Raw genomic sequence first — 14002 nt, 5'->3', positions numbered from 1 at the left:
AAGAGGTTAATGATGATGAAATCCCGTTTATTTTTAGTTTCGCTGCTGCTGTTATTGGTTAGCGCTTGTACGATTGGCCCGCGTATTCATTACAACAGCGACCCCAAGGCGGATTTTAGCAAGTATAAAACGTTTAATTTCATGCCTGCGCCACCGGGCCAGCAAACTGAGCAGTACCAGAGCTTCACCGAGCGATTTTTGCGCGATGCGATCGAGAAAGAACTGCTCGCTCGCGGCATGAGCAAAGATGAGACTAACCCGGATATGCTGGTGAATTTTTATATTCACACCAAAGAAAAAGTAAGCTCGACAACCAGCCCGTCTATGAGCATGGGCTATTACGGTTATCGCGGTCGCTATGGCTATAGCTACGGTTTTGGTTACGGTACAGACACCACGGTGCGCCAGTACACCGAGGGAACTCTGAACATAGACCTGGTTGATGCCGCGCAGAATAATTTGGTTTGGGAAGGCCTGGCCATCGGCACGGTTAGCGAGAGCGACCGGGGCAAGGTTCAGGAAAAAGCCACCGATGCCGTGCAGCGTATCTTTAACAAATACCCTGTAAAGCCTTTGCTTACACAGGCTAACTAGTCGCCGGGCCGCATATATTATGAAGTTGAAATTGGCGTTTGTACTGCTTCTAAGTGTTCTGCCCTGTTCGCAGGCGCTGGCCTATGGCAAGTATCAGTTTTTAAATCGCTCGGTATTTGGCTCGATGAGTAAAACTGACGCCGACTCTTTGCGCCAGGCCGTCGGCACTATGCTCAGCGAAGATAAAGAGCAGCAGGTGTACTACTGGAACTCTGAAAAAGACCTGCAGGGCAAAATGAAAGTTGTGCTTAAATACCGCAGTGATGGCAACGAATGCCGGCGGGTGCGCTTTTTATTTGTCAATGAGTTTCAAAAGCGGGAACGATATCAGTTCGACCTGTGTCAGATAGATGGTCAGTGGAAGTACCGCGAACAGCCTTTGCGCTATTTTAACGAGCAGGAACTGACACTGATGGAGCAGAGCATTGATGAGGCGCTCAGCCACAGCTTGCCCGGTGAACCCAATAGTTGGAGTACGCCCGAGCGAGGTTCCGGCGGCATGCTTGTGCCTGAAGCGACAATTCGCTGGCAGAGTTTGAGTTGTCGCCGGGCAGCTTTGAGCATTTACGACGCCAAGGGGCGCCACGCCAGTGGCTCCTACGTTTTTTGTCAGCAGCCAGACGGTCAATGGCAGCGCAATATCGATGCAGAACAGGAATTAGAGGAATAAATATGTCAGTGGTTAAAAAAATATTTGCGCTTGTGGCGCTGAGTCTTGTTGTTGCCGCGTGCAGCCAAAGTGCTGAAAGTGTCGACAGTGCGCCGCCGCACGCCGCCGATTACAGTGCCGTTTCGACCAGTAACCCCGACTTCAAACCCGCAGCCGGAACTAAAGTCGCCTGGTTCAAAGACATTATTGTTGCCGACGAGCTAAGTGATGTAAAAGTTAAACCCGAGCAGGCCAAATGGGCACAGCAGCGTTTGAGTGAAGAAGTCAAAAAGCGCGGTTATACCATCGTTGCAGATAAAGATGACGCCGACTATTTTATCGCCGCGGCGATTATTCTCGACAACAGTCACGAGGCTGATCGCCTGCAAGAGTTGACCCATATGTTCCCCCACTTAAATACCCAAAGTGGCATGGATCACAAAGGTTCACTGGTGATGGTGATTACCAAGCCCGGTTATCAGACAATTAACTCACTTATGTGGCGAAGTGCCATTCAGGCCTATGTGCTCGGTGACAAAATCAGCGCCGACCAAAGCCGTGACCGCACTGAAATGTTTATTCAGCGCTTGGTTTCGAGCATGCCCGTCGCAGCGAATTAACAGCGCGCGGCCAATCATATTAATTGACAATTAGATAGTACAACGATGAAAAAGCTTACGTATTTTGGTTTATTTTTAATTGCCTTGTTATTGCAGGCCTGTACGTCGGAGCAGACCAAAGTCAGCACCGATTACCAGCCTTTTGACTACAGCTCGGCTAAAACGTATCACTGGTACGACGGTGACGATACTATTCACCACCCCGGTGTCAGCGATATTGTGCACCAGCGAATTAAAGCGGCGATTGATAAGCAGATGGCGGCAAAAGGCTTTACTGAAAGTGCAGATGGCGTGCTGGAGTTAAACTACAGTGTTAATGCCGAAGACAGAACCGACGTTAATAACTATCAGGTCTACGATGGTTATGCTCCGGGTTTTACCTGGAATCGCGACGACGGCGCCCACTTTCTTAAAACGCGCGAAGAGTACACCGAGACCGAAATCGACAGCTACCGCGAGGGCGTGTTGATTATTGATGTGCTCAAGGCCGATAGCAATAAATTGCTGTGGCGCGGCATTGGCAAGCGCCGCCTGCCGGATATGGTCAACAAGGGCGATAGAGACCAGCTGATTGATGAAGTGGCCAGTTCTATTCTGAAGACTTTCCCTCCGCAATAGCGCCTCACCTACTTCAGCTAAGCCGAACCGCGCAGGCGCACCCTGTGTTTTGGCTTAGCTGCACCCAAAGCATTGATGGACTCTATGGAAGAGCAAGATATTCAGCTGCTTCACATCGGCGATGAAAAAACACCGCTGCTTGTTATTGATAACTTTCATTCAGATATACAAGCGGTAAGAGAGGAGGCTCAGCAAGCGGACTTTCAAGCGCCGCGCACAGAGCTAATTTACCCGGGCTTGAACGCGCCCATAGCTGCCGGCTATGGCAATGCACTGATTCGCGCCGTTGCGCCGCTGTTTCACAAGTATTTTTCAGTTCCACGGGGCATGGGCCTGTATCCTGTCGATGGTAATTTTGCGCTGATCACGGTTGCTGAAGATAAGCTGTCGAGGCTGCAGACCCTTCCGCACTACGATGCTCCGTTTCCGTACCTGTTTGCTGTGTTGCATTATCTAAACCCCGGTGACTTTGGCGGTACGGCGTTTTATCGTCACAAAAGCACTGGCTTTGAGCTAATTGAGCAAGACCGGGTTGAGCAGTATCACCAGGCAAACAAGACCTTTTTTGACTCCGGTGGCCGCAGCAGCGCGTGTTATTTCACCGACTCTACCGAGCTTTACGAGCGTATCCACAAGGTTGAATACAAGGCAAACCGTTTGCTTATTTACCCGAGCAGGTTGTTGCATTCAGCTTATATTGACGATGCTGAAAAGAATGTCAGTGCATGCCCCGTCAGTGGCCGCCTAACGGCTAACTTCTTTTTGCAATTTCGCTGAGCTGCCAGTTGCCGTAAACTAGCGCCTTTTCCCCTCTTGCTCCTCTGGCTGTATGCAATCCAAATTTACCCAAGGCTCCATTTTGCGTCATATCTGCAATATGACTTTTGCATCGATGGCCGGGCTGCTGAGTTTATTTTTGGTCGACCTGGTTGATATGTACTGGTTGAGCCTGCTCGGGGAGATAGAACTTGCCGCGGCCATAGGTTATGCCGGTTCGATTTTATTTTTTACCTTGAGCTTGAGCATAGGCCTTAGCATCGGTGTCGGCGCTACGGTCAGCCAGAGTGTCGGCGGCGGGGATAGAAACGCCACGCGCAGGCTGGTCGGCAATATCGCTGTTGCCATTGTTTTGATCAGTATCCCGGTGATGTTACTGGTGGTGCTGCTGTTGCCGGTGCTGCTCGGCTACCTCGGCGCCGAGGGGCGCGCGCATGAGCTGGCCCTGAGCTACGCGGTGATTGTGTTGCCGTCTATGCCGCTGATGGCCGGGGCGATGGCGGCCAGCGGGGTGATGCGCGCACTTGGCAACGCCAAAGAGGCGATGTATCTGACCTTGCTCGGCGGTGCGGTCAATGCCGCGCTCGACCCGCTGCTTATTTTTACTTTCGGCCTCGGCATCGAAGGGGCCGCCTGGGCGACTGTTTTGTGCCGGGTGGCGATGCTGGCTTACGGCATTTACCTGTTGGTGTTCAAACACCGATTGATTGCCAGACCAAAGCGCGAGCTCTTTGCCCGCGACTTTCGCCGCTTTGCCGAGGTTGCCCTGCCGGCGGCACTGACGAACTTGAGCACACCGGTAGGTGTTGCATATGTGACGGCGGTGATGGCTGGTTTTGGCGACAGCGCCGTCGCCGGCAACGCGATTGTTGGCAAGGTGCAAGCCTTAGCGTTTGCCGGCTTGTTTGCTCTGAGTGGTTCGGTGGGGCCGATCGTTGGCCAGAATCTCGGTGCCGGCCAGATTTCACGGATTATGGAAACGCTGAAACAGAGTGTGGTGTTTGTATTGAGTTACTGCCTAGTTGCCTGCCTGCTGCTGTTTGCCTTGACTGAATTTTTGGTTGCCGCATTTAATGCCTCGGGCGAGGCGGCCGAGTTGATACGCTGGTTCTGCTGGGGGCTGTCGACGGCTTTTGTCTTTAATGGCCTGACCTTTTGCTCCAATGCGTTTTTTAACAACCTCAAAGTTGCGCACTGGGCGACGGTTATTAACTTCGCTAAAGCCACCATATTCACCATGCCTTTTGCGTATATAGGCGCTCAGCTGGCGGGGCCGGTTGGCATTTTCATCGGCATGTGGATAGGTTCGGCGATTATTGCCGTGATTGGCCTGTACCTGGCTTGGTTTAAAGTGCGTTCGCTGCCGGGGGCGGAGCGAGCTGGGCTTTAGTTAGAGTGAGTAAGCCGCTGTGAGCAGTAAGCGTGCGTAAGCAACTCTGAGGAGCAAGCGCTGATTAGCGTTGCTAAGCGCTGTTTTAAGCTTGCGCTGGCTTTTAAGCGGGCCAGCGCGCTGAACTTATTTTTGCTGTTCTTAAAACTTGGCGTCGCGCTTTTTCTGGGTGGCTTCGAGCGCTTCGTCTTGTTCGTCTTTGTCGTTCTCGGCCTTTCTGCGCGGTTCGGCGTCGCCTTCCCAGCGCGCTAGCTTGCCCTCTTCAAAAAACACCGTGAAGTGCCACTGGCCAAAATCTTCGTCACCGCGGCGCACGTTGTAGAAGTAGTCCCAGCGATCTGGGTTAAAGCTATCTTCAACCAGGGGGGTGCCGAGCACGTAGCGCACTTGGTTTTTGCTCATGCCAAGCTCTAACTGATCGACCATATCCTGTTCGATAAAGTTTCCTTGCATGATTTTTACCTGATACACCCAGGGGAATTTCAGGTTGGAGCAGGCACTGCTACTAAGGACTGCGAGGCTGAGCAGGGCGAGGCTGAGTCTTTTTTTCATTAAAGGGCTTTCCGAAATCATGCAGGGCGACGATAATACTTGGCTTTATTCCCAGTTTGAAGCCCGTGGAGAGCCCGGATGGCTGCAGAAAGCCAAGAACTAAAGAAAGTAGGCCTGAAGGTAACCTTACCTCGCGTTAAGATACTACAGATTCTTGAAAGTTCCGATAACCGCCATATGAGCGCGGAAGATGTCTACAAAGCCCTGCTCGATGCGGGAGAAGACGTAGGTTTAGCGACTGTTTACCGCGTTTTGACGCAATTTGAGGGCGCGGGTTTGGTTGAGCGCCATAACTTTGATGGCGGACACAGTGTCTTTGAGCTCGATCGCGGCGATCATCACGACCATATGGTGTGCATAGAGAGCGGCAAGGTCATCGAGTTTCACAGTGAAGATATCGAGCAACTTCAGCACGACATTGCCGGTGCAGCCGGTTACGAAATTACCGGTCACAGCTTGGTGTTATATGTAAAACCCAAGGTTAAGTAACGTTTTGTTGCCAAGCTTTTATTGAATTCAAAGCTTTCTGTTGTCTTTGCCTGCCTCAGTTCTGAGGCGGCTTTAAGTGAAGTTCTGCTTATTCCTTTAAATCCCGCTTGTTTTGACTAACAGGCTCTAAGCTCATTAGAAGCCCTGTTAAACCCATTCTTTACCGGTTAGTTTTTTGATGTGCAAACACCTTGTGTCGCACCGGGCTCTTAGAGCCCCGGTGCCGGCTGTTGTTAAATCTCTATGTGTTGCTGTGTTGTTGCTAGTAGGTGCCTGCCAGCGCCAGGAGAGCTCTGACGCTGAGCTTGAGCGCAGCTCGCCTTCGCCGCTTGCCGATATTAAAAACCAGCCGCTGCAGAGCCTGCACGCCGCTCATCAGAGTTTTGTCTACAGCAGTTATCAGGACCTGATCGACTTGTTTGCCCAGTACAACTACACACCCGAAGCGTGGCAGGCCGGGCTCAGGCAGGTGCCCAGGCTTTATTTCACCAGTGTGCCCAAGCTTTGGTCGAGCACTGCAAGTAAGCAGTTGTCGGTGCTTAATAAAAAGCGTTTGTTTTTTCGCGGCCTGGCGCCTTTGGTCTTGCGCAGTAACGAATTGATCTACGAGCAGCGCGAGCACTTAATTGAGTTGCAGCAGCAGGCGTTTGAATTCTTGCCAGAAAAAGAAAAACAGTGGTTATTGGCGCTGGCGCGCAGCTACAAGGTGATAGGGCCCGATGACACGGTATTGAGTGAGCAGCAATTTGAGCTGCTTGAACAGCGCGTTGATATTATTCCCGTCTCGCTGGCGCTCGCTCAGGGCGCGATTGAAAGCGGCTGGGGCACATCGCGTTTTGCCAGCGAAGGCAATGCGCTGTTTGGCCAGTGGGCCTGGGGCGAGCACGCCATGAAACCAGCCGAGCAGCGCAAGCACCTGGGCAATTACGGCCTGGAGGCCTATGAAAGCCCGCTGCAAAGTGTGATTGCCTACATGCATAACCTCAATACCCACAGGGCCTATCAGGCGCTGCGCGATATTCGTCTGCAGATGCGTCAACAGGGGCTGGAACCCAGTGGCACGGAGCTGGCTAATGGCTTGGATAAATACAGTGAGAAAGGCCGAGCCTATGTCGAATTATTGCATTCGATGATTAGCTACAACCACTTGGCTGGAGCCGATGATGCATATTTGGCAGATAGCGAGGCCCTGTACTTGGTCCCCGCGGTCAGTTCCCCTTAACTAAGCTTGCTTGCCAGTTTGACGGCGATACAGTGAAATCACTGCGCATACATAACGAGGGTGTTTTTAGTTGTGCCTTGCGTGATTTTTTAGCTGTTCATTTATGTTAAACAGGGGATGTTTCGATGCTTTACGCTGTGAAAAGATTTTCACTGGGCATATTGTTGTGTTTGTTATTTGCTTGTGCAAATACACCTGACAGTGAGCACGACAGTAGTTTTTTAGGCGATGCTTTGCTTTTTAAGCCCAGCGCTGATGGCATCGAGGAGCTCTACGTTGCCCCGGGTTTTACTAAACAGCAGCTGGCTCAGGTTGATAGTTTTATTGTTGACCCGGTAATGATTTGGTATGCCGACGACAGTGACTACAAGGGGATTTTTCCCGATGAGCTAAAGGCGATTTCAGATTTCACTAGAAACAGCCTGATAACTGAGCTCAGCAAAAATTATAAAATTGTCGAGCAGCCAGGCCCCGGTGTATTGAGAATTCGCGCGGCGATTACGCAGATGAAACGCTACCAGCCGATGAAAGCCATTAACTATATTCCCATTGGCGCCCTGTTTTACGGTGTCAAAGAAGTTTCCGGGGCCAATGCGCCATCGAGGGAAAAAATAGAAAAGAAAAATAGCTATATTATCAGTGCAACCCTGGCCGGAGGGCTTTACAACAGCGAAACAGGCGAGCTACTCGCTGCGTACAAGGGTTTGCAAAAAACCAAAAATACTCATCAGCAAGCGCAGCAGGGTGCGACGTGGGGGCAGGTTAAAAGTGCAATTGAAGGCTGGGCAAAGCAGTTTAAGCTCAAGGTTGATCGTGCTCACGGCCTGGTCGCGGCGAATTAAAACACCTTCTAAAACACCTTCTAAAACACCGCTAAGTTAGCCTGCGTGTGTTTGTACAAGGTGCTGAGCGCATCATCGTTAGCTGCTTGCCAGAGGCAGACAGCTAACGATGATGCGCTCGCGCAGCCAGTATCTCAGCGCTCGATACCTGGTATTAAATACCTACTAGCGCTTAGCAGCGAGTACTTATAAAGGTTTTTGGCGCGGCTTTACGGAGCTATTTGTATTGCTTGTATTGCGCTTGCCTGTTCTTCTTTTAGCCGGCGGTTTTGCGTTTTTGTTGTCGGCGTTTCTGTTTTGATTATTCCGGCTTCGTGTTTTATTGCCGCCAGCTTTATTTTCGCTATTTCTAGCCGCACTGCTGTTTGAGCGCCCGGGGGGTTGGGCTTTGGCTTTTTTGGGTTTCTTAATTTTCTTGGCTTTGAAGTTGGCCGTTGATTCTGGCAGCTCGTGGCTGGGCTCAAAACCCGGCTCATATTCTCTGTCGATCAGTTTGCCGATCAAGCGTTCGATATCGAGCAGTTGTTTGTGCTCGTCTGCGGCGACCAGTGACACAGCCTGGCCTTCGGCGCCGGCGCGACCGGTGCGGCCGATGCGGTGTACATAGTCTTCGGCAACATTGGGCAGGTCAAAGTTGACAACCTGTGGCAGTTGATCGATATCTAGGCCGCGCGCAGCGATATCGGTGGCAACCAGGGCGCGTATTTTCAAATCTTTAAATTCAGCTAACGCGCGGGTGCGCGCGCCCTGACTTTTGTTGCCGTGAATGGCGGCCGCTTCAATACCGCGCTCTTGCAACTGGCGGGTCAGGCGATTTGCACCGTGCTTGGTGCGGCAAAATACCAGTACCTGCTGCCACTGATTCTCTTTGATCAGGTGCGTCAGCAAATGCCCCTTTTGTTTTTTATCGACTGGTACCAGCCACTGCTTAACTGTTTTGGCGGCAGCATTCGGTGGGCTGACGCTGATTTCAACCGGGTTGCGGACAAGATTTTTTGCAAGTTCACGAATTTCTTTGGAGAAGGTCGCTGAAAACAGCAGGCTCTGGCGCTCTTTGGGTAAAATTGCGAGTATCTTTTTAATGTCGTGAATAAAACCCATGTCGAGCATGCGGTCGGCTTCATCAAAAACCAGAACCTCAAGCTGCTTAAACTTAAGCGCGTTTTGATTGTAAAGATCGAGCAAGCGCCCTGGTGTGGCAACCAAAATATCGGCACCGCGACGCAAGCGCATCATTTGAGGGTTGATTTTGACACCGCCAAAAACCACGGCGCTGCTCAGAGGCAGGTGTTCACTGTACGCTTTTACATTGTCGGCAACCTGAGCGGCGAGCTCTCGTGTTGGGCACAAAACCAGAGCGCGAACCTGATTGTTTTTGGCTTTTTCGCCCTGGCTGAGCCGGTGCAGGATGGGCAAGCTAAAGCCTGCAGTTTTGCCTGTGCCTGTCTGCGCTGCGGCGAGTACATCCCGCCCCTCGAGCACAACGGGAATAGCCTTGGCCTGAATCGGCGACGGTGTTTGATAACCCTGAGCCTCGACGGCTTGTAATAATTCAGCGCGCAGGCCTAAGTCTTCGAAGCTAGTGCTCACAGTATCTCTCGTTGGCGGGAAGAAAAGGGCGCGCAGCATAGCCGAATGTATGGCTCGGCTCCACGACTAATTTGTTCTATCTGCTTGAGCTTAAACGCTGAGCGCTTAGTTATAAACAGGTTTAGGGCTGCAGCTGTAAACTTTCTTCATCGAGGGCATACAACTGCTCTTTGAGTTCGTTGATGTGCTCGGCCCAGTAGCGCTCGCTGTTAAACCACGGGAAAGCCTGGGGAAAGGCCGGGTCGTGCCAGCGCTTGCCCAGCCAGGCGGCATAGTGCATTAAACGCAAAGTGCGCAGAGGCTCAATCAAGCGCAGCTCGGCGCGGTCGAAGTCCATAAACTCCTCGTAGCCTTCGAGCAGCTCTTGCATCTGCCTGCTTTGCTGCATGCGATCACCGCTGATCAGCATCCACAAGTCCTGAATGGCCGGGCCACTGCGACAGTCGTCGAGATCGACAATAAACAGCGATTCGGGGCGACAGAGAATATTGCCTGGGTGGCAGTCGCCGTGCAGGCGCAGGCGGCGGTAGTTGGCCGGCTCAAGCTTAGCGGCCAGTTTGGCGAGCAGCTGTTCGGCCACCGCTTTGTAAGCGGGCAGCAAGCTCTGTGGCAGCATGTCGCTTTGCAGCAAGAAGTCGACACTGTCTTCGCCAAAGTTTTTTAGGCTGAGTTCGGGCCGGTATTCAAAATCTTTTGCCGACGCGACTGCGTGGATGCGGCCTAGCTGCTGGCCAAGGCTGTAGAGCGTATCGAGATTGTCGAGCTCCGGGGCGTGGCCGCCTTTGCGTTCAGCGAGGCTAAAGCAATAACCGCGGTATTCGAACAGGCTTTGATTGTCGCGCTGTATCGGCGCAATAACGGGGATCTCGGCCTGCGCCAGTTCAAGGCTGAACTGGTGCTCTTCGAGTATTTGCTCGCGGCTCCAGCGCTCGGGGCGATAAAACTTGGCGATCAGAGGCTGCTCATCCTCTATGCCCACCTGATATACGCGGTTTTCATAGCTGTTTAACGGAAACACCCGCAGGTCGCTAAGGTAGCCAAGGCTCTCAACTGCATTGATGACTTCGTCGATACCGAGGCCGTCGAACGGGGCGCTTGCAGTTGTTTCCATGGGTTTCTCTGGGGCAGTGGTGGCGATAAGCAGGTATTATCTCTATTGCCGGTGCCGAGGGCCAGCTCAAGCGAGTTTTGCTGCCTATACTTGTTGAGCTAACCGGGATTAAAGGCGACAAAATGAGTAAACAGGGGGGGCGAGCTGTACAGCGACTGTTTGTTGGCTGCACTCTGGTGTTTGCCACGCTTGCTGTCAGCGTCTTTTCTGCCACTGTGCACAGCTCTGAAGTTAAAATTCAGATCGCCGTCTACGCCGATGGGGGGGCTCACCGCGCGGCTTTGCGCAATATTGTTTCCGCCTATGAGCGCCGCCACGCACATATTGATCTTGAACTGCTGGCGATGCGCGGCATCGATGATTACAACCTTAAGGTTGAAAACTGGATGCAAAGCGGTGTCGGCCCCGACATCGTTTATTGGTACGGCGGTCAACGCCTGAATCAATTTGTTGAAACCGGTGCGGTGCGAGCGCTCGACGATATTTGGTATCCGGCGGCGATGGATAAAGAGTTTCCCTTGGCGCTTCGCGATACGGTGTTTGTCGAAGGCGGTATCTACGGCATTCCGATCACTTATTATTATTGGGCTTTGTATTATCACGAGCCGAGCCTAAAAAAGCTTGGCATCTCCGTACCCCAAAACTGGCAGCAGCTGCTTGCGAGCTGTCGGCAGTTGCGCAAGCAGAATGTCGATCTTTTTGCTATCGGCAGCCAGACCGCCTGGTCAACACACGCGTGGTTTGATTATTTGAACTTGCGCATTCACGGTTTGGGTTTTTATCGCCAGGTGCTGGCAGGCAGAGTGGCCTATACCGATGAGCGAATTAAAACCGTACTCAGGGTCTGGAAACAAATGTTTGACGAGGGCTGCTTTAATAAAAACCACGCGTCTTACAACTTGTGGCAAAGCTTTCCGCGTCTGCTTCACGCTCAATCGGCACTGAGTTTGATCGACGGGGTGCCTCAGGGTATTAACAGTGCGATGCGCGCCGATATTAATATCGCACCCTTCCCGCAGATAAATCCAGATTTACCGCTTTATACCGTGGCGCCTGTTAATGTGTTTATGGTGCCGAGTTATGTGCAGATGAGCGACGAATTAAAACAGGTGCTTCGCTGGATCGCCGGCAAAGATTTTCAAGCTGTTTTTAACAAGCCTATATCCCGGCCCGCGGCAAACCGGAACGCCGCCGCCTCAAGTGATCGCTTGACAAGAACGATGCAAATGGCGATTAGAAATTCCCCCGGTGGTATCCAGTATCTCGATCGCGACACCAATTTTTCCTTTGCAAAAGAAGTTCCCGCTATTTTGGTGAGCTTTATTGTGCACTTAGATGTTGATCAAACCGCTGAGCAGCTCGAAGCTCTCCGCCAGCAGGTGTTTTTCAATAATAAATAGCCGGCCCTGATTGCCGTAAAATCAGAGCCTTATTTATACGGTGCGCAGAGCTTCTGTATTGTCTACTATGGCCGCAGGTCTAAGTTTGTTAGCATCGGCTCACACTCTTTGCTGTTTTTAGGGAAGGCTGCTTATGTTTAATGGATTGTTTTGCCCTAGGCGTCTAATGGCCTTGGCTTTTTTGACTGTTTGTGGATTTTTTACTGCGTGTTCAGATGCACCGCTATCGACGACAGGAGATTCGGCAGGGCATGCTGAAAGTGACACTGCGCCTAGGCTTGGCTTAGATTCTTGGCGAGATGGCGAAGTAAAAAATGCGATTCAAAACTATATCGCAAGTGTCACCGATCTTAACTCCGAGCACTACATCCCCAAAAAGGCGCGCATTGCCGTATTCGATAACGACGGCACGCTGTGGTCCGAGCAGCCGATGTACTTTCAATTGTTTTTTGTATTAAAACGTGTGAAGTCGATGGCGGAGGCCGACCCTGAGCTAAAAGAAAAATGGCTGCAAGAGCAGCCGTTTAAAGCGGCGCTTGAAGGTGATATGCAAAGTTTGCAAGTTGGGGGTGAACAGGCGCTGATAAAACTGTTGATGCAAACTCATGCCGGCATGAGTGAAACTGAATTTCGACAAGAGGTGAAAAGCTGGCTGCAAAGTGCCGAGCACCCGCGGTTTAAGCGCCGCTTTGACAGCCTTGTGTATCAGCCGATGCTCGAGCTGCTTTTTTATTTGCGGGCCAATGGCTTTAAAACTTACATAGTCTCCGGTGGTGGTGTGCAGTTTATGCGCGCTTTTGCCGAAGAGGTTTACGGCATTGAGCCGCAGTATGTGATTGGCTCATCGCTCAAAACTCACTGGGATGATAGCGGCGCCGAGCCCGTGCTGATTCGCGACGCTGAACTGGCACACTACAACGATAAACAGGGTAAACCTGTGGCCATTAATCATATTATCGGTCGCCGCCCGGTGTTTGCTTTTGGCAACTCGGACGGCGATCTGCAAATGCTGCAGTGGACCGATGCTAACCCCGAGTATCTGAGTTTTCAGGCGCTCGTGCACCACACCGATAGTGAGCGCGAATGGGCCTATGATAGACATTCAAATATCGGTCGCCTCGATCAAGCCTGGGATCAGGCCCGCACTAAGGCTTGGACGCTGGTTGATATGAAACATGACTGGCTGCAGGTTTATCCCGAGTAGCTGTGTATATGGGCTCAGCTTAGTGCTGCAAAACATTCAGGCTTCGACGGGGAAATTACATGGTTATTCATATCGGTATGAGTTTGTCCTCTGGCTCGACAAGTGAGCATCGCGATGAGCAAAAGGATGCCGCTGACAGCGCAAAGAAAAAAACGGATAAGCAAGAGCATGTAAAAAAGGTTGTTTTTATTACCGGCGCTACACGTGGTATCGGCGCTGCCTGCGCGCGGGTTCTGGCCAAACAGGGTTATGCACTTGCTCTGGTTTATCGGCAAAGTCACGACAAGGCCTTGGCGCTGCAGCAGGAGCTTGAGTTTCTCGGCGCCGAGACAAGCTGCATCGCCGCCGATATTAGCGATGAACAGCAAATAAACGCAGCTTTTGATCAGTGTGAAAGCGAACTGGGCCCGGTGACTCACCTGGTGAATAACGCCGGAATTTTAGCTAAACAAATGCCGCTGGTTGAAATGAGCCTCGAGCGCGTTAAACGCATTTTTGATGTCAATGTGTTTGCCACATTCTTGTGCTGCAGAGAATATTTGCGCCGCCGGCAGTTGCAGAAAAATATCGCCAATGCTGCGATTGTAAATGTGAGCTCGGTGGCAGCTAGCCTCGGCTCGCCTTTTGAATATATTGACTATGCGGCCAGCAAAGGTGCACTTGATACGATGACAATTGGCCTGGCCAAAGAAGTTGCCGAACTCGGTGTGCGTGTGAATGCAGTTAGGCCGGGCATTATTGATACAAGCATGCACGCCGACAGCGGTGAACCCGATCGCATAAAGCGTATTAGCCCGTCGGTGCCGATGAAGCGAGGTGGCCGGGTTGAAGAAGTGGCCGACGTGGTCGCGTGGTTGCTGTCTGAACAGGCCTCATATGTCACGGGCAGTTTGATTGATGTCAGTGGTGGGCGTTAAGCGAGGCCCGCGCGAGTTTCTTTTGTC

The 14002-nt window shown here is 51.7% G+C and carries 15 protein-coding genes; 12 read left to right on the top strand and 3 right to left on the bottom strand.

The features are described from left to right. Window positions 1–9 precede the first annotated feature (9 nt). The 6 genes from CFK45_RS09095 (at window position 10) to CFK45_RS09070 (ending at window position 4648) form a co-directional block, all read left to right on the top strand. Complete coding sequence (locus CFK45_RS09095) at window positions 10–594, top strand: DUF4136 domain-containing protein (protein ID WP_096086128.1); 585 nt, start codon at window positions 10–12, stop codon at window positions 592–594. A gap of 19 nt (window positions 595–613) precedes the next feature. After that, window positions 614–1264 carry a hypothetical protein gene (locus tag CFK45_RS09090; RefSeq protein ID WP_096086127.1) on the top strand — a complete coding sequence of 217 codons (651 nt, stop codon included), beginning with the start codon at window positions 614–616 and terminating at the stop codon, window positions 1262–1264. 2 nt (window positions 1265–1266) lie between these two features. After that, complete coding sequence (locus CFK45_RS09085) at window positions 1267–1863, top strand: hypothetical protein (RefSeq protein WP_096086126.1); 597 nt, start codon at window positions 1267–1269, stop codon at window positions 1861–1863. A 45-nt stretch (window positions 1864–1908) separates the two neighbouring features. Further along, window positions 1909–2481, top strand: coding sequence for a DUF4136 domain-containing protein (locus CFK45_RS09080; protein ID WP_096086125.1), 573 nt, complete (start codon window positions 1909–1911; stop codon window positions 2479–2481). Window positions 2482–2565: 84 nt separating this feature from the next. Then, the gene (locus tag CFK45_RS09075) at window positions 2566–3258 is read left to right on the top strand and encodes a DUF6445 family protein (protein WP_096086124.1); all 693 of its coding nucleotides are present in this window, start codon (window positions 2566–2568) and stop codon (window positions 3256–3258) included. A 52-nt stretch (window positions 3259–3310) separates the two neighbouring features. Then, window positions 3311–4648 (top strand): MATE family efflux transporter, encoded by a 1338-nt coding sequence (locus CFK45_RS09070; RefSeq protein WP_096086123.1) that lies wholly within the window; start codon window positions 3311–3313, stop codon window positions 4646–4648. 141 nt (window positions 4649–4789) lie between these two features. On the opposite strand, the gene CFK45_RS09065 is transcribed toward CFK45_RS09070, so the two are convergent. Beyond that, window positions 4790–5200 (bottom strand): outer membrane protein assembly factor BamE, encoded by a 411-nt coding sequence (locus CFK45_RS09065; protein ID WP_096086172.1) that lies wholly within the window; start codon window positions 5198–5200, stop codon window positions 4790–4792. Between the two features lie 78 nt (window positions 5201–5278). Here CFK45_RS09065 and fur point away from each other — a divergent pair, with 78 nt between their 5' ends. From fur to CFK45_RS09050, 3 genes are all read left to right on the top strand, one after another. Further along, window positions 5279–5689: a ferric iron uptake transcriptional regulator gene (gene fur / locus CFK45_RS09060; protein ID WP_096086122.1), complete on the top strand. Its 411-nt coding sequence runs from the start codon at window positions 5279–5281 to the stop codon at window positions 5687–5689. 253 nt (window positions 5690–5942) lie between these two features. Then, complete coding sequence (locus CFK45_RS09055) at window positions 5943–6911, top strand: glucosaminidase domain-containing protein (protein ID WP_158224655.1); 969 nt, start codon at window positions 5943–5945, stop codon at window positions 6909–6911. A gap of 137 nt (window positions 6912–7048) precedes the next feature. Further along, the gene (locus CFK45_RS09050) at window positions 7049–7753 is read left to right on the top strand and encodes a DUF3313 domain-containing protein (RefSeq protein ID WP_158224654.1); all 705 of its coding nucleotides are present in this window, start codon (window positions 7049–7051) and stop codon (window positions 7751–7753) included. A gap of 186 nt (window positions 7754–7939) precedes the next feature. On the opposite strand, the gene CFK45_RS09045 is transcribed toward CFK45_RS09050, so the two are convergent. Both CFK45_RS09045 and CFK45_RS09040 read right to left on the bottom strand, forming a co-directional pair. After that, the gene (locus CFK45_RS09045; protein ID WP_096086119.1) at window positions 7940–9382 is read right to left on the bottom strand and encodes a DEAD/DEAH box helicase; all 1443 of its coding nucleotides are present in this window, start codon (window positions 9380–9382) and stop codon (window positions 7940–7942) included. An 82-nt stretch (window positions 9383–9464) separates the two neighbouring features. Next, window positions 9465–10454 carry a serine/threonine protein kinase gene (locus tag CFK45_RS09040; protein ID WP_096086118.1) on the bottom strand — a complete coding sequence of 330 codons (990 nt, stop codon included), beginning with the start codon at window positions 10452–10454 and terminating at the stop codon, window positions 9465–9467. Between the two features lie 122 nt (window positions 10455–10576). Here CFK45_RS09040 and CFK45_RS09035 point away from each other — a divergent pair, with 122 nt between their 5' ends. The 3 genes from CFK45_RS09035 to CFK45_RS09025 all read left to right on the top strand — a co-directional run bounded on the left by CFK45_RS09035 (window position 10577) and on the right by CFK45_RS09025 (window position 13975). After that, a complete protein-coding gene (locus tag CFK45_RS09035; RefSeq protein ID WP_143247533.1) occupies window positions 10577–11854 on the top strand; it encodes an ABC transporter substrate-binding protein in 1278 nt (425 codons plus the stop codon). A gap of 172 nt (window positions 11855–12026) precedes the next feature. Next, window positions 12027–13058 (top strand): HAD family hydrolase, encoded by a 1032-nt coding sequence (locus CFK45_RS09030; protein WP_158224653.1) that lies wholly within the window; start codon window positions 12027–12029, stop codon window positions 13056–13058. 59 nt (window positions 13059–13117) lie between these two features. Next, window positions 13118–13975, top strand: coding sequence for an SDR family oxidoreductase (locus tag CFK45_RS09025; protein WP_239923619.1), 858 nt, complete (start codon window positions 13118–13120; stop codon window positions 13973–13975). Window positions 13976–14002 lie beyond the last annotated feature (27 nt).

Source organism: Agaribacterium haliotis (genome assembly GCF_002312815.1).
GTDB classification, from domain to species: domain Bacteria; phylum Pseudomonadota; class Gammaproteobacteria; order Pseudomonadales; family Cellvibrionaceae; genus Agaribacterium; species Agaribacterium haliotis.
Note: the sequence above shows the minus strand (reverse complement) of the source record. Positions and strands in the feature narration are given on the sequence as shown.